At 66.6% G+C, this 21,365-nt stretch carries 22 protein-coding genes; all 22 read left to right on the top strand.

From position 1 onward, the window contains the following. The first annotated feature begins 39 nt into the window (after positions 1-39). Positions 40-735: a diacylglycerol kinase gene (locus SA87_RS00460; RefSeq protein WP_066197468.1), complete on the top strand. Its 696-nt coding sequence runs from the start codon at positions 40-42 to the stop codon at positions 733-735. Positions 736-1,084: 349 nt separating this feature from the next. Then, a complete protein-coding gene (gene cdd, locus SA87_RS00455) occupies positions 1,085-1,510 on the top strand; it encodes a cytidine deaminase (protein ID WP_066198002.1) in 426 nt (141 codons plus the stop codon). Beyond that, positions 1,491-2,627, top strand: a complete 1,137-nt coding sequence (gene era / locus SA87_RS00450) for a GTPase Era (RefSeq protein ID WP_082718551.1) — start codon at positions 1,491-1,493, stop codon at positions 2,625-2,627. The genes cdd and era overlap by 20 nt, the downstream gene beginning before the upstream one ends. Positions 2,628-2,752: 125 nt before the next feature. After that, a complete protein-coding gene (locus SA87_RS00445; protein WP_169793369.1) occupies positions 2,753-3,058 on the top strand; it encodes a YqzL family protein in 306 nt (101 codons plus the stop codon). Further along, entirely contained in the window at positions 3,042-3,920 is an 879-nt protein-coding gene (recO, locus tag SA87_RS00440; protein WP_066197457.1) for a DNA repair protein RecO, read from the top strand. The genes SA87_RS00445 and recO overlap by 17 nt, the downstream gene beginning before the upstream one ends. Before the next feature lie 32 nt (positions 3,921-3,952). Then, positions 3,953-4,843 (top strand): glycine--tRNA ligase subunit alpha, encoded by an 891-nt coding sequence (gene glyQ / locus SA87_RS00435; protein ID WP_066197995.1) that lies wholly within the window; start codon positions 3,953-3,955, stop codon positions 4,841-4,843. Beyond that, positions 4,840-7,104, top strand: coding sequence for a glycine--tRNA ligase subunit beta (glyS, locus tag SA87_RS00430; RefSeq protein ID WP_066197455.1), 2,265 nt, complete (start codon positions 4,840-4,842; stop codon positions 7,102-7,104). The genes glyQ and glyS overlap by 4 nt, the downstream gene beginning before the upstream one ends. A 273-nt stretch (positions 7,105-7,377) precedes the next feature. Next, entirely contained in the window at positions 7,378-7,887 is a 510-nt protein-coding gene (locus tag SA87_RS00425; protein ID WP_066197453.1) for a MarR family winged helix-turn-helix transcriptional regulator, read from the top strand. A 79-nt stretch (positions 7,888-7,966) separates the two neighbouring features. Next, positions 7,967-8,626 carry an HlyD family secretion protein gene (locus SA87_RS00420; protein WP_169793368.1) on the top strand — a complete coding sequence of 220 codons (660 nt, stop codon included), beginning with the start codon at positions 7,967-7,969 and terminating at the stop codon, positions 8,624-8,626. A 92-nt stretch (positions 8,627-8,718) separates the two neighbouring features. Next, complete coding sequence (locus SA87_RS00415) at positions 8,719-10,266, top strand: DHA2 family efflux MFS transporter permease subunit (protein ID WP_082910428.1); 1,548 nt, start codon at positions 8,719-8,721, stop codon at positions 10,264-10,266. 156 nt (positions 10,267-10,422) lie between these two features. Beyond that, positions 10,423-10,671, top strand: coding sequence for a DUF444 family protein (locus tag SA87_RS13820; protein WP_066197444.1), 249 nt, complete (start codon positions 10,423-10,425; stop codon positions 10,669-10,671). After that, positions 10,628-10,921: a hypothetical protein gene (locus tag SA87_RS12905; RefSeq protein ID WP_169816871.1), complete on the top strand. Its 294-nt coding sequence runs from the start codon at positions 10,628-10,630 to the stop codon at positions 10,919-10,921. Before SA87_RS13820 ends, SA87_RS12905 begins: the two co-directional genes overlap by 44 nt. Before the next feature lie 109 nt (positions 10,922-11,030). Next, positions 11,031-11,720: a nucleotidyltransferase family protein gene (locus SA87_RS12435; RefSeq protein ID WP_066442305.1), complete on the top strand. Its 690-nt coding sequence runs from the start codon at positions 11,031-11,033 to the stop codon at positions 11,718-11,720. A 16-nt stretch (positions 11,721-11,736) separates the two neighbouring features. Beyond that, complete coding sequence (locus SA87_RS00400; protein ID WP_066197441.1) at positions 11,737-12,594, top strand: cytochrome c oxidase assembly protein; 858 nt, start codon at positions 11,737-11,739, stop codon at positions 12,592-12,594. A 41-nt stretch (positions 12,595-12,635) separates the two neighbouring features. Further along, entirely contained in the window at positions 12,636-13,910 is a 1,275-nt protein-coding gene (locus tag SA87_RS00395; protein ID WP_066197439.1) for a molybdopterin molybdotransferase MoeA, read from the top strand. A gap of 142 nt (positions 13,911-14,052) precedes the next feature. Continuing rightward, a complete protein-coding gene (locus tag SA87_RS00390; RefSeq protein WP_066197436.1) occupies positions 14,053-14,937 on the top strand; it encodes an FAD binding domain-containing protein in 885 nt (294 codons plus the stop codon). Beyond that, complete coding sequence (locus SA87_RS00385; RefSeq protein WP_066197431.1) at positions 14,934-15,449, top strand: (2Fe-2S)-binding protein; 516 nt, start codon at positions 14,934-14,936, stop codon at positions 15,447-15,449. The genes SA87_RS00390 and SA87_RS00385 overlap by 4 nt, the downstream gene beginning before the upstream one ends. Further along, positions 15,430-17,781, top strand: a complete 2,352-nt coding sequence (locus tag SA87_RS00380) for an aerobic carbon-monoxide dehydrogenase large subunit (RefSeq protein ID WP_066197428.1) — start codon at positions 15,430-15,432, stop codon at positions 17,779-17,781. The genes SA87_RS00385 and SA87_RS00380 overlap by 20 nt, the downstream gene beginning before the upstream one ends. A 78-nt stretch (positions 17,782-17,859) precedes the next feature. Then, positions 17,860-18,906, top strand: a complete 1,047-nt coding sequence (locus tag SA87_RS00375) for an XdhC family protein (RefSeq protein ID WP_066197425.1) — start codon at positions 17,860-17,862, stop codon at positions 18,904-18,906. A gap of 14 nt (positions 18,907-18,920) precedes the next feature. After that, positions 18,921-19,367 carry an SRPBCC family protein gene (locus SA87_RS00370; RefSeq protein WP_066197422.1) on the top strand — a complete coding sequence of 149 codons (447 nt, stop codon included), beginning with the start codon at positions 18,921-18,923 and terminating at the stop codon, positions 19,365-19,367. A gap of 31 nt (positions 19,368-19,398) precedes the next feature. Continuing rightward, positions 19,399-20,259, top strand: coding sequence for an AAA family ATPase (locus SA87_RS00365; RefSeq protein WP_066197419.1), 861 nt, complete (start codon positions 19,399-19,401; stop codon positions 20,257-20,259). After that, a complete protein-coding gene (locus tag SA87_RS00360; protein WP_066197416.1) occupies positions 20,247-21,362 on the top strand; it encodes a vWA domain-containing protein in 1,116 nt (371 codons plus the stop codon). Before SA87_RS00365 ends, SA87_RS00360 begins: the two co-directional genes overlap by 13 nt. Positions 21,363-21,365 lie beyond the last annotated feature (3 nt).

Raw genomic sequence — 21,365 nt, 5'->3', positions numbered from 1 at the left:
GGCATCGGGCAAAGCAGCAAAAAGGGGGCGCGGACCGCGGTGCGATCTGGGGCCGCCCCTCCGCCGGAGGGACGGCGCTTCATCCAAAGCGTCGGCCACGCCGTGCGGGGGATTTACACCGCGTTTCGGGATGAGCCGAACATGCGCATCCACGGCTGGATGGCCGCCTTTGCCGTCGGCCTCGGAGCGGCGGTCGGCCTCACGCCGGCGCGCTGGCTCCTCCTGGCCGGGACGATCCTGGGGGTGTGGTTTGCGGAACTCATGAACACGGCGGTGGAGCGGGCGGTCGATCACGCCGGTGCCCACCGGTCCGAAGCGGCCCGGACGGCAAAGGACGCCGCTTCGGCGGCGGTCCTCCTTTCGGCGTTGTGGAGCGTCGCCGTCGGCTTTTTTTTGTTTTACGCGCCTCTGATCGACCTCGCGGCGGCGCTCCGCCAGAGCGCCGGAGGGAGGCAGTGGGGGGCGTTTGCCCTTTTGGGCTTCGTCGGGTACGGGCTTTTTGCCCGACTTCGGCCGGCGGCCCGCCTGAGTCCGGCGCTCGGGCTTTTTTTCGCCGCCTCTGCCCTCGCCTTTTGGGGCGCTTGGCTTCCGCCGGTCAATATGCTAACATTTGTGCTACCACCGCTGGCCGCCGTTTTCACCCGTCGAAGCGCCGGCACCTGGGCGGCGCTGGCGGCGTGGGCGACGCTTTTTGGCTTCGCCGGATGGGCCGCTCCCTTTTGGTGGCCCCGGTAAGCGAAGGGGGCGGAAGCTGAAGGCGCTTTTTCGCGGCGGAGGGGCGCCCCCGGCGAAGCCCGCCGGGGGGCGCACCGGCGAAGCCGGCGAGGGTCATAGCCGTCGTGTTTGCGGGACGCCCAGGCCAAAAGGGGCCGGCCCGTCCGGGGGGCGTCGTCCGGCGGCCGTTCGGGAGGCTTTCATGCGCAAGGAGACGTCGAGCGAGGGTCAAAATCCGGCCGATCGTCGGCCGTCCGGACGCGAAGACCGACCGGTCGGGCCGGAGGACGGTTCGCGGGAAGCCGGCGAACTTCCGTCCGGTCCGAAAGCGCGCTCCCCCGACCGCGGCGATCTGCCGGAGGCCCGGTGGATCCGGGAGGCGCCTCCGGCAGCGTGGGCCGAGGCGGCCCGGTCCGCCCGGGATCGCGCCTACGTGCCGTATTCCGGCTTTGCCGTCGGGGCGCTGGTCGTGACGACGGACGGGCGGGCGTTTTTTGGTGCCAACGTGGAAAACGCCGCCTATCCGGCGTCGATCTGCGCCGAGCGGGTCGCGCTCGTCAAGGCGGCGACGGAGGGAGAAACGCCCCCCGCGGCCCTCATCGTCGTCGCCGACTCGGCGGAGCCGGTGACGCCGTGCGGCGTCTGCCGGCAGGTGATGGCGGAGCTTTGTCCGCCGGAGATGCCGGTCTACCTCGGCAACCTGGCCGGCGACTGGATCCGGACGACGGTGACGGCGCTCCTGCCCGGGGCGTTCGGAAAGGAGGCGTTATCCGGCCATGGCGGACGGGCCGAATGAGCGGGAGCTCAAGCGCGAGGCCGCGTCCTTCGCTGCGGAATCGGGCTCGGATGGCTCGGTCGCTCGGGAGGAGGGGGCCCCGCCGAAGATCGGGGCGGAACCGCCGCTTCCTGGAGGGGCCGCGGCCCCGGGGTGGGATGCGCGCGGCACGGCGACGGAGGCCGTCCGCCCGGACGCCGCTTCGGGCGGGCCATCCGAAACGGGTGCCCCGGCGGAAGGCGGGACGCGCGCGTTTCGCTCCGGGTTCGTCGCCATCATCGGCCGGCCGAACGTCGGCAAATCGACGCTCCTCAACGCCTTTCTCGGCGCGAAGGTGGCGATCGTCTCGCCGAAGCCTCAGACGACCCGGAACCGCATCCGGGGGGTGCTGACGGAGGACCGCGGGCAGATCATCTTCATCGACACGCCGGGCATCCACCGCCCCCGGACGGAGCTCGGCCGGCGGATGGTCGACTACGCCTACGGGACGCTTCGGGAAGTGGACGCCGTTCTCGTCGTGATGGACGCTTCCGCCGGCATCCGCCCGGAGGACCGGGAGATCGTCGCGCGGCTGCCCCGGGAGCGGGAACGGGTCTATCTCCTCATCAACAAAGTCGACCTCGTGCGGAAAGCGACCCTCCTTCCCCTGCTCGAGGAGGCCAGGACCCTCTACCCGTTCCGGGAGTTCATTCCCGTCTCGGCGGTGACCGGGGAAAACCTCCGGTCGGTGCTCGACGTTCTCTTCCGGGATCTGCCGGAAGGCCCGGCCTTCTACCCGCCCGACGTGCGGAGCGATCACCCGGAGACGTTTGTGGCGCAGGAGATCATCCGGGAGAAGATCCTCCACCTCACGGAAGAAGAAGTTCCCCACTCGGTGGCGGTCGTCGTCGAAGGGTGGGAGGAGAAGCCCGCCATCATCGTCGTTCGGGCGACGATCGTCGTCGAGCGGGCGTCGCAAAAGGGGATCCTCATCGGCAAGGGCGGACGGATGCTCAAGGAAATCGGTCGCCTCGCCCGGGAAGAGCTGGAGGCGATCTTCGGAACCCGATTTTATCTCGAGTTGTGGGTAAAGGTGCGGGAGGACTGGCGCAACCGACCGGGGCTTTTGCACCACCTCGGCTACCGGCGGGAGCCGTAGGCGCCGGGCCATCCGGCGCCGGCGTCCTTCGGCAACGATTGCTAGGCTGGCGAAGCGTCTGCCCGGTCAGACTAAGCATGCCGCACGCCGGATCCGAGGCCGATCACGGCAGCCGGAGGGGGATCATGCAGCGGATGCGGGATCTTTCGTGGAGGCTGTTTGAGCAAACGGGTTCGGTGGCCTCGTATCTGCTCTACCGGCGTTTTGAGGCCGGCGCGGCATCGCCGCCGCCCACGATCCGCGCCATGCTGGAAGAATTCGGCACGCTTGAGCTTCCGGTGGACGACGATCCGGCCGGGGAAGGCGGTTTTCGACCGGGGGTGGCCGCGGCGGCATCCGGTGTTGAGGGCGGCCGGCGGACCGGCGGACGACCGGCGCCGGAAAGCGTGAACGCCGGGAGGCACGGAAAGGTCGATGGAGCGACCGACTGACGTCCGGGTGGAGGGGATCGTCCTCCGGACGATGGCGTACCGGGAGGCAGACGTCATCGCGACGCTTTATACCCGGGAGCGGGGAAAGATCGGCGTCATCGCTTACGGCGCCCGGAAGCTTCGCTCCCGGGCCAAGTCTGCCGTGCAGCCGTTCCAAAGCGGTACATACATCCTCCGGCCGAGCGGGTCTCTCTATCGGTTCGTCCAGGCGGAGACGGTCGGAGCGGCGGCCCTCTGGGGCGACGTGGAGCGAATGGCCCAGGCCTCGGTCGTTGCCGAGTGGATCGTCAGGGGGGAAGAAGAGGGGCGGCCCGACGAAGCCCTTTATCGGCTCGTCCGCTGGGCGCTCGATCGACTGCTGGCGGGCGACGAAGCGGAGACGGTCGTCCGGACGTTTGAGCTCCTCTATCTCCGGAAGGCCGGGTTCGGTCCGGAATGGGGGCGCTGCGTCCGCTGCGGCCGGGCGGCGGCGCTTACGGATTTTTCTCCGGCCGAGGGGGGCGTCGTCTGCCGGGCGTGCCGGAATGCGGTGCCGGACGCCCGGCCGGTGCCGTCGCCGCTCCTTGCGTTTGTCGGTCGACTGCTCGCGGTGCCGCCGGGTCGCCTCGGGCGGGTGACGCTTCGGCCGCCGCAGCGGCAGGCCCTCTCCCGGCTCCTCGACGCCTTCATCGAGCGGCACGTTGCCCTCGACCTTCTCTCCCGCCGGATCATGGCGGGCCGGGAGGACCTGGCGGCGGCCGCGGCGGCCCTTCGGGAACGCCGGCTTAAGCGGCGCGGAGCGGGCTTGGGCGGCGAAGGGCCGACCGCGGAAGCGCCGGCGGAGGCGTCGCCGGCGGATTCGGACTTCGCCATGGGGAGGTGAAGGCCTGGCCCGGCGTCGGGCCAGGCGGCGTTTTGTTTGATGCGGCCTCGTCGTTTCAGGGCCTCGTCTTCGCCCTGAAGGCGTTCTGGGCGGAGCAGGGCTGCCTCATCGCCGAACCGTACGACGTCGAAAAAGGCGCCGGGACGATGAACCCGCACACGTTCCTGCGCGCCCTCGGCCCCGAACCGTGGCGGGTGGCGTACGTCGAACCGTCCCGGCGGCCGGCGGACGGTCGCTTCGGGGAAAACCCGAACCGGCTCTACCAGCACCACCAGTTTCAGGTGCTCATCAAGCCGTCGCCGGACGACATCATCGACGTCTACTTGAAAAGCCTCCAGGCGCTCGGCATCGATCCCAGACGACACGACATCCGATTTGTCGAGGACAATTGGGAGTCGCCGACCCTCGGCGCCTGGGGGCTCGGCTGGGAAGTGTGGCTGGACGGGATGGAAGTGACGCAGTTTACGTACTTCCAGCAGGTCGGCGGCATCGACGTTCACCCGGTGTCGGTGGAGATCACCTACGGGCTGGAGCGGTTGGCGTCGTATTTGCAGGAAAAGGACAACGTCTTCGACATCGTCTACGCCCCCGGCGTGACGTACCGGGACGTCTTTTTCCAGAACGAGGTCGAGCAGTCCCGCTACGCCCTCGTCGAAAGCGATCCGGCGCTGCTTCGCTCGCTGTTTGACGCCTACGAGGCCGAAGCCGGGCGGCTGCTCGGGCTCGGGCTCGTCCTTCCGGCGTACGACTACGTCTTAAAATGCTCCCACACGTTCAACCTGCTCGACGCCCGGGGCGCGCTTTCCGTCGCCGAGCGGCAGGCGATGATCGGCCGGGTGCGGAAGCTCGCCCGCGCCGTGGCGCAGGCGTATCTCGCCGAACGGACGGAAACCGCGGCCGTCGGAGAGGAGGGGAGCCGGTGAGCCGGACGTTTCTGCTCGAGATCGGCCTGGAGGAGCTTCCGGCCGACTGGGTGGTGCCGGCCCGCGATGCCTTACGGGAGCGGGTCACCGCCCATCTCGAAGCGCACCGCCTTCGGCACGGGGAAATCCGGGCCTATGCGACGCCCCGGCGGCTCGCGGTGCTCGTCGACGCCCTCGCCGAGCGGGGAGAAGATCACGTCGACGTCGTCCGGGGGCCGAGGCGGAAGGCCGCGATCGCGCCCGACGGGTCGTGGACGTCGGCGGCGATCGGCTTTGCCCGGGCCCGAGGGGTCCCGCTCGAGGCGCTTCGGTTTGAAGGAGAAGGGGAGGAGGCGCCCCTCGTCGCCCGGGTGACGACGCCCGGCCGCTCGGCGGAGGACGTCCTCGCCGAACTGGACGCGGTCATCCTCGGCCTCCCCTTCCCGAAGGCGATGCGCTGGGGGAACCTCGACGTCCGCTACGGCCGGCCGATCCGCTGGCTCGTCGCCCTCTACGGCGAGGCGGTCGTCCCGCTCACCGTCGCCGGCGTCCAGAGCGGCCGGCGGACGTTTGGCCACCGGAGCCTCGGCGGGCCGATCGACCTTCCGTCGGCGGACGCCTACGCGGCGGCCCTCGAAAAGGGGTTCGTCCTCGCCGACGTCGAGGCGCGCCGGGCGCGGATCGTCGCCGGCATCCGGGCGGCAGAGGCGGCCTACGGCATCCGGGCGGCGGACGACCCGGACCTCCTCGACGAGGTGACGTCGCTCGTCGAGTACCCGACGGTGTTCGTCGGCCGGTTCGACCCGGCGTACCTTGAGCTTCCGGAAGCGGTCCTCGTGACGACGATGCGGCGCCATCAGCGGTATTTTCCGGCGTACGGGCCGGACGGCCGGCTCCGGCCGTATTTCATCGGCGTGCGGAACGGGACCGACGAAGCGCTGGAGGTCGTCGTCCGGGGGAACGAAAAGGTGCTCGCCGCCCGGCTGGCCGACGCCCGGTTTTTCTACGCGGCGGACCTCGCCCGATCGATCGATGCCTTCAACGCAAAGCTCGCGGAAATCGCCTTCCATGCCGATCTCGGGTCGATGGCGGAGAAAAAAGACCGGCTCGTCCGGCTCGCCGATGCCCTCGCCCGGCGCCTTCAGCTCCCGGAAGCGGATGTCCGGAAGATCCGCCGGGCGGCGGAGATCGCGAAGTTCGACCTGGCGACGCAGATGGTGTACGAATTTACCGAGCTGGAGGGCGTCGTCGGCGAGGCGTACGCCCTTCGCTTCGGCGAAGATCCGGACGTCGCCCGGGCGATTCGGGAGCATCGGCGTCCCCTCGGCCAGGGCGACGGACCGCCGGAAGGGACGGTCGGCGCCGTCGTCGGCCTGGCGGACAAGCTCGACACGCTCGTCGGCTTCTTCGGCCTCGGCCTCATCCCGAGCGGATCGGAAGACCCGTTTGCCCTCCGGCGGGCGGCCCTCGGCGCGATCGCCATCCTCCGGGCGCACCGCTTCCCGTTCGACCTCCGGACGCTCGTCGATCTGGCGCGGGCGGCGTACGGGCCCCGACCCGTCCGGACGGCGGACGGCCAGGCGGCGCCGTTTCCCGTCGACGGGGAAGCGCTCGGCGAGGCCCTCTGGGCGTTTTTCGCCCCGCGGATTCGGGCGCACATGGAAGAGGAGGGCGTGCGCCACGACGTCGCGGCGGCGGTGACGCAAGACGCGGGGGCGCCGATCGTGCGGCTGTTCGAGCGGGCGGCGGCGCTTCAGGCGCTCGCGGCGACGGACGGCTTCAAGCCGGCGGTGGAGGCGTTCGTCCGGACGGCGAACATGGCCCGGAAGGCGGAGCGGGAAGGGCTCCTTGCGGCGGAGGGAGCGCCCGCTCCGGCGGACGGTGGGGTCGCCGACCGGCCTGGCGCGGAGAGTCCTACGGCGTCGACCGGTGCGGCGCCTTCTGCCTTTCGGGCATCGAAGGACGGAGAAGGGGCGGAACGGACGCTTCGGACGGCGTTTTCCGCCCTCGAAGCGGCGCTTCGGGCCGGGCGGCTTTCGGAGCCGGCCGAGCGGGCCCTCGCCGAGGCGGCCCTTCGGGCCCGGGTGGCGTTTCAGGGAGCGGCGGACGGCGCGGCGGAGCTCGAGGCGCTCCTTTTGCTGGTGGAGCCGATCGACCGGTTTTTCACCGACGTCCTCGTCATGGCGGACGACGCCGACGTGCGGGCAGCGCGGCTTACCCTCGTCGCCGCCGTCGATCGCCTCGTCGGGCGGTTTGCCGATTTTCGCCAGATCGCGGTGTGACGGTGGGGGCCTTCGGTCCGAAGCGAGGACGAAGCCGGCGCGATGCGATGGAGGACGCGGAGCACGAGCGGTGCATGATTAAGGTGCATAATTAAGTTGCATCATTCAGTCGAAACCACGCGCGGGCGGCCCCCGCGCGTTTTGGCTGCAGGGAGGCGGCGCCCGCCGGCCTTCCGGCTTTCCCGCGTGTTCGCCGGCGCGTGCATCGCCGGAGGCGATCTCCCTCCTCTTGCACGCAAGCGGTTGGGGCGTTATAATGATCGCTGTTCGCCGATGATTAACCTGGTTAAGCTTCTCGGGCGGGAGGGAGCGGGGATCGACGCGGGGGAAGGGCGGCGGCAGGCCGTCGAGGAGCTCATCCTGCTCATCCGGGAGCTTTCCCGGCGGTTCAAGTACGGCATCCAACTCCCGGAAGGGCTTTCGCTCATGGACGGGTGGTTTCTCCGGATGCTGGCCGACGGGACGCCGAAAAGCGCCGGAGCGCTCGCCCGGCACTTCGGCGTCTCGCAAAGCTACGTGACGAACTGGGCGGAACGGCTCGTGCGCCGGGGGCTCGTGCGCCGGGAGCGGTCGGCGCTCGATCGGCGGATCGTCTACCTTGCGCTCACCGAGGCGGGCCGGCGGACGGTGGACAACTTGGAGGCGGAGCGGCGGCGGCTGGCCGAGGCCCTGTTCGGCCACGTGACGGACGAAGAGCTTTGGGCGCTCGCCGACCTGTTGCGCCGGATGCTCGCGCGTTTGGACGGCGGTTCGGCCGATCGTTTGCCATCCGGGCGGTCTTGAGCCGCATTGTGTTTCATGAGGATCCAGCGGTGATTCAGCGGTTATTGTTCCACGACGGATCTCAGGAGGGATGCGATCGATGAGACGGCGTCGGGTGCTCGGGGTGATCCTCGTTCTCTTCCTCCTCCTCGGCGGGGCCGGCGCGTACGGCGTTCGCGTCTGGAGTGAGGGACAAAAATACATCATCACCGACGATGCCCAGGTGAAGGGCAAGCCGATCCCCGTGAGCGCTCCGGCGTCGGGGAAGCTCGTCGACTGGAAGGCGAAGGTGGGCGAGACGGTCGACAAAGATGTGATCCTCGGCGAGGTGGAGCTTCCGCCCGGGCCGACGGGCGCCGGGGTGACGGTGCCGGTCGTCATGCCGGAGCGGGCGACGATCGTCAGCGATTCGGCGGTTCCCGGGACGATGGTCGGCGCGGGGATGCCGCTTGCCGAGGCGTTCGACTTCGACGATCTGTGGATCGAGGCGATGGTCAAAGAATCGGATCTCGCGGCGGTGAAGATCGGGAGCCGGGCGGAGGTGACGGTCGACGCCTTCCCGGGACGCACGTTCGTCGGCCGGGTGGCGGAAATCGGGCTTTATACGGCGGACGTGTTTTCGCTCCTCCCCGATACGAACCGAACGAGCGGCAACTACACGAAGGTGGAAAAGCGGATCCCGGTGAAGATCCGCCTCGACGGGAAGCCGGGCGTGCGCCTCATCCCGGGCCTCAATGCCGCCGTCCGCATCGCGAGGTGAGGGCCGTGGCGGAAGAAGTCCGCGCCAAGAGAGCGGGCGCCGAAGGGCCGGAAACCGGCCGGCCGGGGGCGTCGGCGTCGCCGCTTCGGATCATGGCGGTCTTTCTCACCGGCGCCTTCGTGGCCATCCTCAACCAGACGCTCATGAACGTGGCGCTGCCGCACATGATGAACGACCTCGGCGTCGATGCGGCGACGATTCAGTGGCTCATCACCGGTTACATGCTCATCAACGGCGTCCTCGTCCCGGTGAGCGCCTACCTCGTGCAGACGATCTCGACGCGACGGCTCTTTTTCTTCACCATGGGGGTGTTTACCGCCGGGTCGCTCATCAGCGCCTTTTCTCATTCCTTCGCGACGCTCCTCGCCGGCCGGCTCGTGCAGGCCGTCGGAGCGGGGATCATCATGCCGCTCATGATGAACGTCATTCTTTTCATCTTCCCGCCGGAAAGTCGCGGCCGGGCGATGGGCATGATGGGGCTCGTGATGATCTTCGCGCCGGCGATCGGGCCGACGCTTTCCGGCTGGATCGTCGAAAATTATCACTGGCGGTATCTTTTCTTCCTGTCGCTCCCCTTTGCGGCGCTGTCGCTTATGCTGGCGTATTTCTGGCTCGGCGACGTCCTGCCGCGGCGATCGCTCCGGCTGGATCAGGGGGGCGCCCTCTTTTCCGTCGTCGGCTTCGGCAGCCTGCTGTACGCCTTAAGCCGGGCGGGTAGCGTCGGCTGGTCGTCCCGGGAAGTCCAGCTCATGCTTTTGATTGGGATCGTCTTCCTGTTTCTTTTCGTCGTGCGGGAGCTTTCGGTCGAGGCGCCGCTTTTGGAGCTCCGGGTGTTCCGCTACGACGTCTTCGCCGTGACGAGCGTTGTGAGCGCCCTCATGACGATGGCGATGTTTGCGGCGATGGTGCTTCTGCCCATCTACCTGCAGAACATCCGGGGCTTTACGCCGGTTGAGGCGGGGCTTCTTCTCCTTCCGGGGGCGCTTCTCATGGGGCTCATGATGCCGATCGCCGGGGCGCTGTTCGATCGCTTCGGCGCCCGGCCGCTCGCCGTCGTCGGGCTTCTCATCACGCTGTTTACGACGTGGTCGTTCACGGGGCTCACGGCGGAGACGACCTACCGGCACATTCTGTTTCTCTACACCGTCCGGAGCCTCGGCATGTCGCTGATGATGATGACGGTGATGACGGAAGGGCTGAACCAGCTTCCGCCGGCCTTAAACAGTCACGGGACGGCGGTGGCGAACACCGTCCGGATGGTCGCCGGCTCTCTCGGGACGGCGCTCCTCGTCACGGTGATGACGAACCGGGCGACGTTCCACGCCGAGGCGATGCGGGCGGCGATGAACACCGCCGATCCGGCGTGGCAGGCGGCCTATGCCCAGGCCAAAAGCGCCCTCGCCGCTTCCGGCGTGACGGACCAGGCGGCGGATCGGGTGCTCGCGCTCCTTCTTTTCGGGACGGTGCAGAAAGAGGCGATCATCCGCGGCATCAACGATGCCTTCGTCTGGGCGACGGCGATCACCGCCCTGGCGCTCGTGGCAAGCTTCTTCATCCGCCGGGCGCGGCGTCCGGCCGTCCGGTCGGTCGGCGCGCCGACCGACCGGACGGGCACTGCGCCGGCCGGGTCGTCGATTTAGTCGTCGATCATGCTGAGGGGGGAGAACCCGGGGACATCGTCGCCTGCGGAGATACCGGCGCCGCCGGCGGGGCGGGCGGCGCCGGCGACGCGCCGGACGCTCCTCAACGCCCTTCGCCGGGCGCAAAAAGCGAAGGCGTTCGGCGGTAGGGCGGCCTTGGCCGGGCCGCTCGCGATCCGTCCGGACGATCTTCGCTTCCGCGCGTGGGGCGAAGACGTCGAAGAAGAGGCGAGGGCGGTCGTCCTGGCGATGACGTCGATGGGACCGTATGAGAAATATATGACGATCGTTTTCTTTTTCTTGATGACGCGCTTTTTAAAACGTTCTACGCCTGCGTCGCGCCTTGCGCAACTAAAATTTATTGAGGAAAGAAATCGCGGAAACGCTCGATTTGTGCGCCTATAATGATTATAATAAAGCAGGGCGACGACTGGCGGGGAAAGAGGACCGACGGAGAGGCGGTGGCGAGGCGCTCATCCGCCGGCGGACAAACGGGGGATCCCCCACGATCGTCGTCGAAGACGGCGACTTTGAGCGGAGGGAGCTTCTCCTGCGCCGCGTCTACGACGCCCTGGAGCTCGCCGTGCGGTACATCGAAAAACGCTACCGTCCGTTCATGCCCTCTGGGACCGTCCGGTGCCCCTGGAGACGGTGATCGACGGCAAGACGAAGCGTTTTTCGTACGACGGGGTGGCGCATCCCCGGGTTCTGGCGGGATAAAAGCGGGGCGATCAAAACGGTTTGGACGAAAGGAAGATGGACCCTTGGCGAACGGCACGTCGCTCCGGATCGGCGGGGTGATCCTCGCCGCCGGGCTGTCCAGCCGCATGGGCCGGCCCAAGCAGTGGCTGCCCCTCGGCGGCAAACCGCTCTTTCGGCACAGCGTCGAGGCCGCGACGCAAGCCGGACTCGATCCGGTGATCCTCGTCGCGGGAGGCGACGCGGAACAAATGGCGCGGGCGGTGGCGGATCTTCCGGTGGAGGTGATCGCAAATCCCGATTTTCGGCTGGGCATGTCCACCTCGCTGAAACGGGGCCTCCGAACGATGCAGGGGCGCGCGGATGCCTGTCTGATCCTTTTGGCGGACCAGCCGCTCGTTTCGCGGCCGTTGATCGAGGCGCTGTGCCACGCGTACCTGGCCCGTCGCGCCCACGGCACCAAAATCGTGCGACCCTTGTTTCAAGGGGTTCCGGGTCATCCGGTGCTGGTGGACGCTTCGCTCTTCCCCTATTATGAGGCGTTGGAGGGGGATGTCGGGGGCAAGGCGATCCTCGAGCGTTTTCGCGAAGCGATGGCGCTCCTCCCCTGGGGCGACCATCGGGCCGGCGTCGACGTGGATACGCCGGAGGATTACCGGACGGTTCGGCGCTGGCTGGCGTCGGAAGAAGGCGAGCGGCCCGACGTTCAAAAAGGGGATCAAAAACACAGAGAAGATCAAAAAGACAGGGAATGAGGAGGGGGGCGTGCGGTTGGGAGGGTGGGAACTTCTGGCCGGAAGCGGCTCGTGGAACCGGCCTCTGCTTTGGCTCACGATGGGGCTCACGGCGGCTTATGTCCTCGCCGTGGGACCGCTCCAACCGGCGGGCGCGGGGGTCGAGCGCGTTCCTTTCATTCGGAAGGTTTCTTTTCTGGCCGGCCTCGGCCTGCTTTACGTTTGCTGGGGAAGTCCTTTGCTCGTCCTCAGCCATGTTTGGTTCAGCGCGCACATGGCCCAAATGAGCTTGAGCTATTTTATCGTTCCGCCTCTTTTGCTCATCGGTCTTCCGCAACGGGCGCTCCGCCCGCTTGTCGGCCGGCGGCGGGGACCGTCCGTTTTCCGGCGCCTGTTCGATCCCAGGGCGGCGCTGTGGTCGTTCAACGGGCTGTTCGTGATCTACCATCTTCCCTCCGTGTTTGACCGTGTCATGACGCATGCCGCGGCCCACATCGCTTTTCTGACCGCGTTGTTCGCCCTGGCCGTTTGGATGTGGTGGCCCCTCGTCGGCCCCATCCCCGAGCAGCGCCTGCCGGAGGCCGGCAGAAAGCGTTACATTGCGGCGAATGAACGCCTGCTGATGCCTGCCTGCCTGCTTTTACTGCTTGCGCCCCTCGCGGTGTTTCGGACGTACGTGGATCCTGTTTATCGGTGGAAGGCGCTTGGGGTTTGCTTTCCCCCTTCTGTGGCCATGGAGGCGGCTTTGTGGCCGGCCTTCGGTTCGCCGCTTCAGGATCAGCGGCTCGGCAGCCTCATCATGCTAGCGCTGCATGCCGCGGCGTTCGCGATGATGCTGAAGTTCGAGCGATATGTGACAAGCAAATCGGAACAAAAAAGGTTTGTCTCGGAATAAGTTTGTCCTGTTCTGATAAATAACGGAGGGGCGTGAGGGACATGGCCGTTCGAGAGGCGGAACCGATCGCGGTCGAGGAAGCCCGGCGGCGGTGTTTCGAGTGGGCTTCTCCCCGCGAAGTCGTCCGCGTACCGCTTGTGGAGGCCGTCGGATGTTACCTCGCCAGGGGACCGGAATTGCCGGAAGATGTGCCGCCCTTCGACCGGTCCCTGAAGGACGGATACGCCGTCAGGGCGGCCGACACGGCCGGGGCGTCCGACGGTACGCCGGTCTCTCTCATCGTCATCGAAGAAGTGGCGGCGGGAGGATGGCCGACCCGAACCGTGGAGCCGGGCACCGCCGTTCGCACCATGACCGGCGCGCCGGTGGCTCCCGGGGCGGATGCCGTCGTTCCGCTGGAAAACGTTCGCCTTCCGGAAGGCTCTGCCGGGCGAGAAGGGGATCGGATCGAACTGGTGATCCCGGCGCGCGCGGGGGACGAGATCCAACGCCGAGGCGACGATCTGCCGAAAGGATCGTCTCCGGTCGGCGCCGGCGAGCGCCTCGGTCCCCGGGAGGCGGCGGTCTTGGCGACGGCCGGCGTCCTGGAGGTCGAGGTCGTGCGGCGCCTTCGCGTCGCCGTCCTTTCGACCGGCGATGAATTGTTAAGCGGCCCGGGGCCTCTCAGGCCGGGACAGATCCGAAATTCGAACGGCCCGATGCTTGCGGCGATGATGCGGATGGAAGGATGGGACGTCCGGGATTTGGGGCAGTGTTCCGATCGGGTCGAGTCGGTCGTTCAGGCGGTGCGTGGCGCTCTGGAGTCCGGTGACGTCGTCGTGACCACGGGAGCGGTCTCGGTCGGCGATTACGATGTCGTTCCGCACGCCATGGAGCGATTGGGGATGAAGCTCCTTTTCCAGAAGGTGGCCATCCGTCCGGGAAAGCCGATGACCGTCGGAGTGAAAGGCGACCGGATATGGTTTGCGCTGCCGGGGAATCCGGCGTCCACGTTTGTGACGGCGCATCTGTTTTTGCTTCCGACCCTGCGCAAGATGGCGGGCGCCCGGGTGTGGGACGCGCTCCGAACGATCGCCGTGCTCAAAGGCCGGCCAAGCGAGGGCCCGATACCGCTTACCCGCTATTGGCGGGCGCGGGTTTGGCTGGAAGCGGGGCGGGCGGTGGTCGACGCCGGACGGGAGCAGCTCTCTGCCGCCATCTCCAGTTTTCTGGGCGCCAACGCGCTGGTGGAAGTGCCTCCCGGGGAAGATCCGCGCGTCGGGGAAGCGGTCGCGGTGTGGTGGCTCGATGTCCCTCCAGCACCGATCGGGTATTGAAAAACACCCGATTTGGTGTATTGCGCTCCTATTGTAGGCATTATACAATCGATTTAGGAAACGGATTGACCGCTGTGCAATCGTTTCCCTTTGCCGAGTCCCCCTTTCCCCACCCACCCTGCTGGTCTAAGGAGGTTAAGCGGTGTTTCCCAATGCGTTCAAGTACGAGGCGCCGGCATCGGTCGACGAGGCCGTCCGTCTGCTGGCCGAGTACGGCTACGACGGAAAGGTGTTGGCGGGCGGGCAGAGCTTGCTCCCGATGATGAAGCTGCGCGTCGCGGCGCCGGCCGTGCTCATCGACATCAACGGCATCGATGCGCTCCAGGGGTGGCGCGAGGTCGACGGGAAACTGCGGGTGGGCGCGATGACGCGCCACGCCGAACTGGAGCATGCCAAAGAGCTCCGCGACACGTATCCGCTGTTTTTCCAGACGGCCCGATGGATCGCCGATCCGCTCATCCGCAACCGCGGGACCATCGGAGGCTCGCTCGCGCACGCCGATCCCGGCTCCGACTGGGGGGCGGCGATGATCGCGCTTCGGGCCGAAGTGGAAGCGCGAGGCCCCCAGGGAAGCCGGCTCATTCCCATCGACGAATTTTTTGTCGATACGTTTGCAACCGCTTTAAATGAAGACGAACTCGCCGTCGCGGTGCACGTGCCGACGCCGAAGGGGCCGGCGGCCTCCCGGTATATGAAGCTGGAGCGCCGGGCGGGCGATTTCGCCATCGCCGCGCTCGCCGTCCACGTCGCCCTCGGAACCGACGGCCGCGTGTCCGAAGCCGGCATCGGCATTTGCGCGTGCGGTCCGATCCCCCTCCGGGCAGCCAAAGCGGAGGCGGCGCTCATCGGCCGGCCGCTGACGGAAGAGGTCATCGTCGAGGCGTCGAGGCTGGTTCCGGAAGATGCCGAGCCCGCCGACGATCTGCGAGGAAGCGCGGAATATAAGCGCGACGTGTTGCGGGTGTTTGCCGCGCGCGCCCTCCGCGACATCGCCAAAGAGCTGCAAGGAAAGGTGGGGATCCAATGAAGATCCGGGTCAAAGTCAACGGGACGCTGTACGAGGCGGACGTGGAACCGCGGACGCTTCTGGCGTACTTTCTGCGCGAGGAATTGAAGTTGACGGGCACGCACATCGGCTGCGACACGACCACCTGCGGAGCTTGCACGGTGCTTTTGGACGGGAAGGCGGTCAAGTCGTGCACGGTCCTCGCGGTGCAGGCGAACGGACGCGAGGTCATGACGGTCGAAGGGCTGGAAAAAGACGGCCAGCTGAATCCTCTGCAAGTCGCGTTCTGGGAAGAACACGCGCTTCATTGCGGATATTGCACGCCCGGTATGTTGATGGCCTCTTACGCGCTGTTGCAAGAAAATCCGATGCCCACCGAGGAAGAGATTCGTTTTGGATTGTCCGGGAACGTCTGCCGTTGCACCGGTTACATGAACATCGTCAAGGCCGTTCAATCCGCGGCGCGCAGGCTTTCCGGCGCGTCTGGCGAAGCCGTTGGGGAGGTGGCGACCAGTGGCACTGCCGCAGACTGAACTGCGCCCGATGGGCAAACCGATTCTCCGCAAGGAGGATCCCCGGCTGATCCGCGGGAAGGGCCGGTTTGTGGACGACATCCTGTTGCCGAATATGCTCCATCTTTGCATCTTGCGGAGCCCGTACGCCCACGCCCGCATTCGCCGCATCGATACGTCGAAAGCAGAAGCCGCGCCGGGCGTCAAGCTGGTGCTCACGGGAGAAGATCTGGCCAAGATGAACCTCGCCTGGATGCCGACCTTGGCGGGGGACGTGCAGATGGTGCTGGCGACGGACAAGGTCCTGTTCCAGTACCAGGAGGTCGCGGCGGTCGTCGCGGAGACGCGCGCCCAGGCCGAGGACGCGATTCAGCTGATCGAGGTCGACTACGAGCCCCTGCCGGTGGTGGTCGATCCGTTCAAGGCGCTGGAGCCGGACGCGCCCATCCTCCGGGAGGACAAGGAGAAAAAGTCCAACCACATCTGGCACTGGGAGGCGGGCGACCGGGAAGAGACCGACGCGATCTTCCGCGAAGCGCCGGTCGTCGTCAAGCAGAATGTGCGTTTTCAGCGCGTCCATCCCTCGCCGCTTGAGCCGTGCGGCTGCGTGGCCGACTACAACCCGGCGACGGGGAAGCTCGTGGTCTACGTCACGTCGCAGGCGCCGCACGTCCACCGGACGGCGATCGCTTTGACGACGGGCTTCCCCGAACACATGATTCAGGTCATTTCGCCCGATGTGGGCGGCGGGTTCGGGAACAAGGTGCCCCTCTACCCCGGCTACGTGGTGGCGATCGTCGCTTCCTTGAAGCTGGGAGTCCCCGTGAAGTGGATCGAGACGCGGACGGAAAACATCGCCAGCACCCACTTCGCCCGCGATTACCACATGACGGCGGAGATCGCGGCGACGGAAGACGGCAAGATGCTGGCGCTCCGCGTGAAGACGATCGCCGACCACGGCGCGTTCGACGCGACCGCCAACCCGACCAAATACCCCGCCGGATTGTACAGCATCGTGACGGGGTCGTACGACTTCAAGGCGGCGTTCGTCGAAGTGGACGGTGTTCATACGAACAAGCCGCCGGGCGGTGTGGCCTACCGCTGCTCGTTCCGGGTCACGGAAGCCTCCTATCTGATTGAACGCGTCGTGGACGTTTTGGCCCGACGGCTCAAGATGGATCCGGCCGAGTTGCGCCTGCGCAATTTCATTCGCAAGGAGCAGTTCCCGTACCGCAGCCCGACGGGATGGGTGTACGACAGCGGGGATTACGAAAAGACGTTCAAGCTCGCGCTGGAGCGCATCGGATATGAAGAGCTGCGCAAGGAGCAGAAGGAGAAGTGGGCCCGGGGAGAATTCATGGGCATCGGCATCTCCACCTTCACGGAGATCGTCGGCGCGGGTCCGGCGCACTCCTTCGATATTCTCGGCATCAAGATGTTCGACAGCGCGGAGATCCGCGTCCATCCGACGGGCAAGGTGATCGCCCGGCTCGGCGTGCGCCATCAGGGACAGGGGCATGAGACGACGTTCGCCCAGATCATCGCCGAGGAGCTGGGGCTCAGCGTCGACGACGTCGTGGTCGAAGAAGGCGATACCGACACGGCCCCCTACGGGTTGGGCACGTACGCCAGCCGTTCCACGCCGACGGCCGGGGCGGCGGCGGCCCTCTGTGCGCGCCGGATCCGGGACAAGGCGCGTAAGATCGCGGCCCATTTGCTGGAGGTCAACGAAGACGACGTCGTCTGGGACGGCGCCGCCTTTTCGGTCAAGGGACTTCCGGGCCGTTCGGTGACGATGAAAGATGTGGCCTTTGCCGCCTACACGAACGTGCCCGACGGCATCGAGCCGGGCTTGGAGGCGTCGTACTACTACAATCCGCCGAACCTCACCTTCCCCTACGGGGCCTACATCGCCGTGGTCGACATCGACAAGGGAACGGGCGCCGTGAAGGTGCGGCGGTTCTTGGCCGTCGACGATTGCGGCAACGTGATCAATCCGATGATCGTCGAAGGTCAGGTGCACGGCGGCCTGACGGAAGGATTTGCGATCGCGTTCATGCAGGACATCCCGTATGACGCCGACGGCAACTGCCTGGCGCCGAACTGGATGGACTACCTGGTTCCCACCGCTTGGGACACGCCCCGCTGGGAGACGGATCGGACGGTCACGCCCTCGCCTCACCATCCGCTTGGCGCCAAAGGGGTCGGCGAGTCGCCCAACGTCGGTTCGCCGGCGGCGTTTGTCAATGCGGTGCTGGACGCGCTGTCGCCGCTCGGCGTAGAACACATCGACATGCCGATCTATCCGTGGAAGGTGTGGAAGATCTTGCGGGAGCACGGCATTACGGAGTGATTCGATGGCCATTCCTGCGTCATTCCAGAGCGCGAGGAGGGAAAAGCCCGGAGGCGGTATAGCCTCCGGGCCCATCAAATGGACAACCTCTGGGAGACAGCGAGGGCGTTGGATGAACGCGCGGAGCCTTACGTCTGGGTGACGGTTGTCCGCCGCGTGCGCCCGAGTTCGGCGACGGTCGGCGATAAGGCGATCGTCACGTCGGATGGGGAGATGATCGGCTTTGTCGGCGGCCACTGCACGCGGGATCTGGTCATCGGCCAGGCCAAGGAATGCCTCAAGACCGGTGAGAGCAAGCTCCTCCTGGTGACGCCCCATCCGCCGGCCCATATCGAAGAGGGCGTCACCGTCGCGTCGATGACGTGCGCCTCGGAAGGAACGGTGGAGCTGTTCTTGGAACCCCGGCACATCGAACCGTTGCTCATCATCGTGGGGAATTCCCCGGTCGCGACGGCGCTGGAAGCGCTGGCGCCGCGGTTTTCCTTCGTGCCCCGCCGGATCGCCGTGGAAGAGATGGACTTGAGCGAGGAGACGGGCGATCCGTTCGAGCGGCTGCGGCACCAGGTGTCCGTTCTCGCCCGCTCGGCGGTGTACGGCGTGGTGGCTACGATGGGGCTGTACGACGCCGAAGGGCTTTTGGCGTTTGCCCCTCTTTCGCTCCGCTATCTCGGGCTGGTCGCGAGCCCGAAACGGTGGAATGCGGTGCGCGCCGAAATGGAAAAGGCGGGGGCACCGGAAGCGTTTCTCGATTTTATTACGGCGCCTGCCGGGTTCGACATCGGCGCCGTGGGGGCCCAGGAGATCGCCCTGAGCATTCTTGCCGAGATCGTCGAGCGCCGTCGCCGGAAGGCGGACGTGCGGTGGGAGGGGCAAGCGACGGAGGCGGCGGTTCCGACCGGTGAGGCCGCCGGGGCTGGCGCAAAGGCTGGCGCGAAGGCGGGCGCCAGGGCCCGCAAGGCGGAAGAACGCCGGTTGGTCATCGATCCGGTCTGCGGGATGACCGTGGACCTGGCGACGACGCCGCACCGCCTGGAATGGAACGGAACGATGTACGGATTTTGCTGCGCCGGATGCAAAAGCGCGTTTGAACGAAATCCGGAAATGTACGTGACGAGTCAGCGGTAGAGGAGGCCGTGTGGATGCGGACGTACGAAGGAGAATTTAAGATCGAACTGCCGCGGGAGAAGGTGTGGAATTTCATCACGGATTCCAACAAAGTGGGGCCTTGCGTCCCTGACTTGATCGAACTGAACGTCGAGAGCCCGAATCGTTTCAACAGCCGCGTGAAGGTCGGCGTAGGCCCGATTCGCGGCAAGTTCGACCTCGCCGTCGAGCTTTCTGTGGTTGAGCCGGGATCGGTGATGGCCATGACCGTCAAGGGCGGGGGCATGGGCAGCGGCGTCGACATGAAGGCCGAAGCGACGCTGAGCGACGTAGAGGGGGGGACCCTCCTGAAATGGCGGGCCGACACGTCGATCAGCGGTCCCATCGCGAGCCTCGGCGGACGGCTCATCGATAACGAGGCGCGCAAGATCATCGAAAAGGTCTTCGCCAACCTCAAATCGGCGTTGGACGCGTCGGCATAAGCAGTCGGCATAAGAGCAGGAGGACCACCGGATGAACGAACAGGTGCGTCGACTGCAGGAAGCCTTGCGTCGCGCCCACTATGTGGCGGAAGAAGGGCTGGCCACTGTCCTGCATCTGGCACAGCGGCTGGCCCGTCCGCTTTTGTTGGAAGGGCCTGCAGGCGTGGGGAAGACGGCGCTGGCCAAGGCGCTGGCCGACGTGCGCGCCGTGAGTCTCGTGCGACTGCAATGTTATGAAGGGCTGGACGCAAGTCAGGCGCTGTACGACTGGGATTATCCCAAACAATTGCTGACCGCCCGGACGGCGTTCGCCGAGGGCCACGTGGACGAGGCGGCGCTGTACAGCGAGCGCTTTCTCATCGAGCGACCGCTGCTCCGCGCCCTGCGTGAAAAGCCGGCGCCCGTTTTGCTCATCGACGAAGTGGATCGCGCCGACGAAGAATTCGAAGCGCTGCTTTTGGAGTTTTTGTCGGAATTTCAAATCACCATTCCCGAGCTGGGGACGTTTCGCGCCGAGGAACCGCCGGTCGTCATCCTGACCTCCAACCGCACGCGCGATCTGTCCGACGCGCTGCGCCGCCGCTGTCTCTATCTCTGGCTGGATTACCCTTCGATGGAGCAGGAGGCGGCCATCATCTCCTTACACGTGCCGCGCATCGCGCCGGAACTGGCGAAGCAGATCGCCCGCGGCGTGCGCCGGCTGCGCAAATTGTCGCTGCTAAAACCCCCGGGGATGGCGGAGTCCATCGATTTCGCCCGCGCGCTGACGGAGCTGGGAGCGGAGCAGCTGGACGAAGGCGTGGTCCGCCGGACCCTCGGGTGTTTGTTGAAGACGCAAGAAGACATCGATTTGGTGCGCGAGAGGGGTCTCGAGTTGTTATGGAACGCCTGACGGCTGACGATCTCGGTCGGTGGACGGGCGACATCGTGAAGCAGGTGAGCGGTTTTGCGCCCTGGCTCCGGGCGCGCGGATTTCGCGTCGGGATTCCCGAAACGCAGGCGGCGTTGAACGCCTTGGTCGAGCTGGACCTCGAACGCATGGAAGACGTCTGTGCCGCCTTCCGGTCGATTTACGCGCGCACGCCGGCGGAATGGGGTCTCTTTCCGAGTCTGTTCGAGCAATATTTCCTCGGACGGAAAGCGGGGCTGGAAGAAAAACGCCCCCTCCCCTCCGAGTCGTCGACAGACGGCCCGGGTGGCGGGGAGCGGGCCGAGCGGCCGCCGCTGGAGGTCGAGCACGGTTTTCTCGCCGGTTATCATCCCGACGACGGGGAGCGGTATGCGCTCCGGGCGGATGAAGCGGCGCTGAAGGAAGTCGTCCAGCTGACCCGGCTGGCGGTCCGGAAGATGGCGGCGCCGCGCGGGCGCAAGTGGCGGTCGCACGGGAAGGAAAAAATCGATCTGCGCCAGACGCTGCGACACGCCTTGCGCCGCGCGGGGGAGCCTTTCGTGCTCAAGCGGCTCAAGCGGCGGAGAGACAAGCCGAGAATCGTTCTTCTGATCGACATCTCCGGGTCGATGAAGCCGTACGCGCCGTTCATCACGGCGCTCGCCTGGTCGTTCACGCGCGTCCGCGCGCGAACGCAAATTTTTCTTTTTTCCACGCGCTTGCTCCGGGTGACGTCGCTCATCGCGCGGAAAGCGATGACGGGCATCCTCTACGCCGATCTGCCGGGACTGCGGGGCGGGACGCGGATCGGGAGATCGCTTCAGCAGTTGCTGGAGCGATACCCCAGCCTTCTCAATCGACACGCGCGCGTCATCATCGTTTCCGACGGGTTTGACGCGGGACACCCGCAGGTCCTCCACTCGGCCATGCGCGACTTGGACGCGCGGGTCGGGCGGATCGTGTGGATCAATCCGTTGCTCGGCGAACCGGGTTACGAGCCGACGGCAAAAGGGATGTCGATGGCGCTTTCGTACATCGACGCGTTCATCGACGTCCACGATGTGCCCACATGGAAAAAGGCCGTCATGAGCGGGGCGCTGCAATAAGCA

The sequence above is a fragment of the Hydrogenibacillus schlegelii genome, from assembly GCF_001653195.1.
Classification (GTDB): domain Bacteria; phylum Bacillota; class Bacilli; order Thermicanales; family DSM-22653; genus Hydrogenibacillus; species Hydrogenibacillus schlegelii.
This window is presented reverse-complemented; position numbering and strand designations above follow the sequence as displayed.

Coding starts and splice junctions, on each gene's coding strand:
- era (WP_082718551.1), top strand. CDS start 1,491: ATGGCGGACGGGCCGAATGAGCGGGAGCTCAAGCGCGAGGCCGCGTCC.
- SA87_RS00445 (WP_169793369.1), top strand. CDS start 2,753: ATGCAGCGGATGCGGGATCTTTCGTGGAGGCTGTTTGAGCAAACGGGT.
- recO (WP_066197457.1), top strand. CDS start 3,042: ATGGAGCGACCGACTGACGTCCGGGTGGAGGGGATCGTCCTCCGGACG.
- SA87_RS00425 (WP_066197453.1), top strand. CDS start 7,378: ATGATTAACCTGGTTAAGCTTCTCGGGCGGGAGGGAGCGGGGATCGAC.
- SA87_RS00420 (WP_169793368.1), top strand. CDS start 7,967: ATGAGACGGCGTCGGGTGCTCGGGGTGATCCTCGTTCTCTTCCTCCTC.
- SA87_RS00415 (WP_082910428.1), top strand. CDS start 8,719: ATGGCGGTCTTTCTCACCGGCGCCTTCGTGGCCATCCTCAACCAGACG.
- SA87_RS00395 (WP_066197439.1), top strand. CDS start 12,636: ATGGCCGTTCGAGAGGCGGAACCGATCGCGGTCGAGGAAGCCCGGCGG.
- SA87_RS00385 (WP_066197431.1), top strand. CDS start 14,934: ATGAAGATCCGGGTCAAAGTCAACGGGACGCTGTACGAGGCGGACGTG.
- SA87_RS00375 (WP_066197425.1), top strand. CDS start 17,860: ATGGACAACCTCTGGGAGACAGCGAGGGCGTTGGATGAACGCGCGGAG.
- SA87_RS00370 (WP_066197422.1), top strand. CDS start 18,921: ATGCGGACGTACGAAGGAGAATTTAAGATCGAACTGCCGCGGGAGAAG.
- SA87_RS00365 (WP_066197419.1), top strand. CDS start 19,399: ATGAACGAACAGGTGCGTCGACTGCAGGAAGCCTTGCGTCGCGCCCAC.
- SA87_RS00360 (WP_066197416.1), top strand. CDS start 20,247: ATGGAACGCCTGACGGCTGACGATCTCGGTCGGTGGACGGGCGACATC.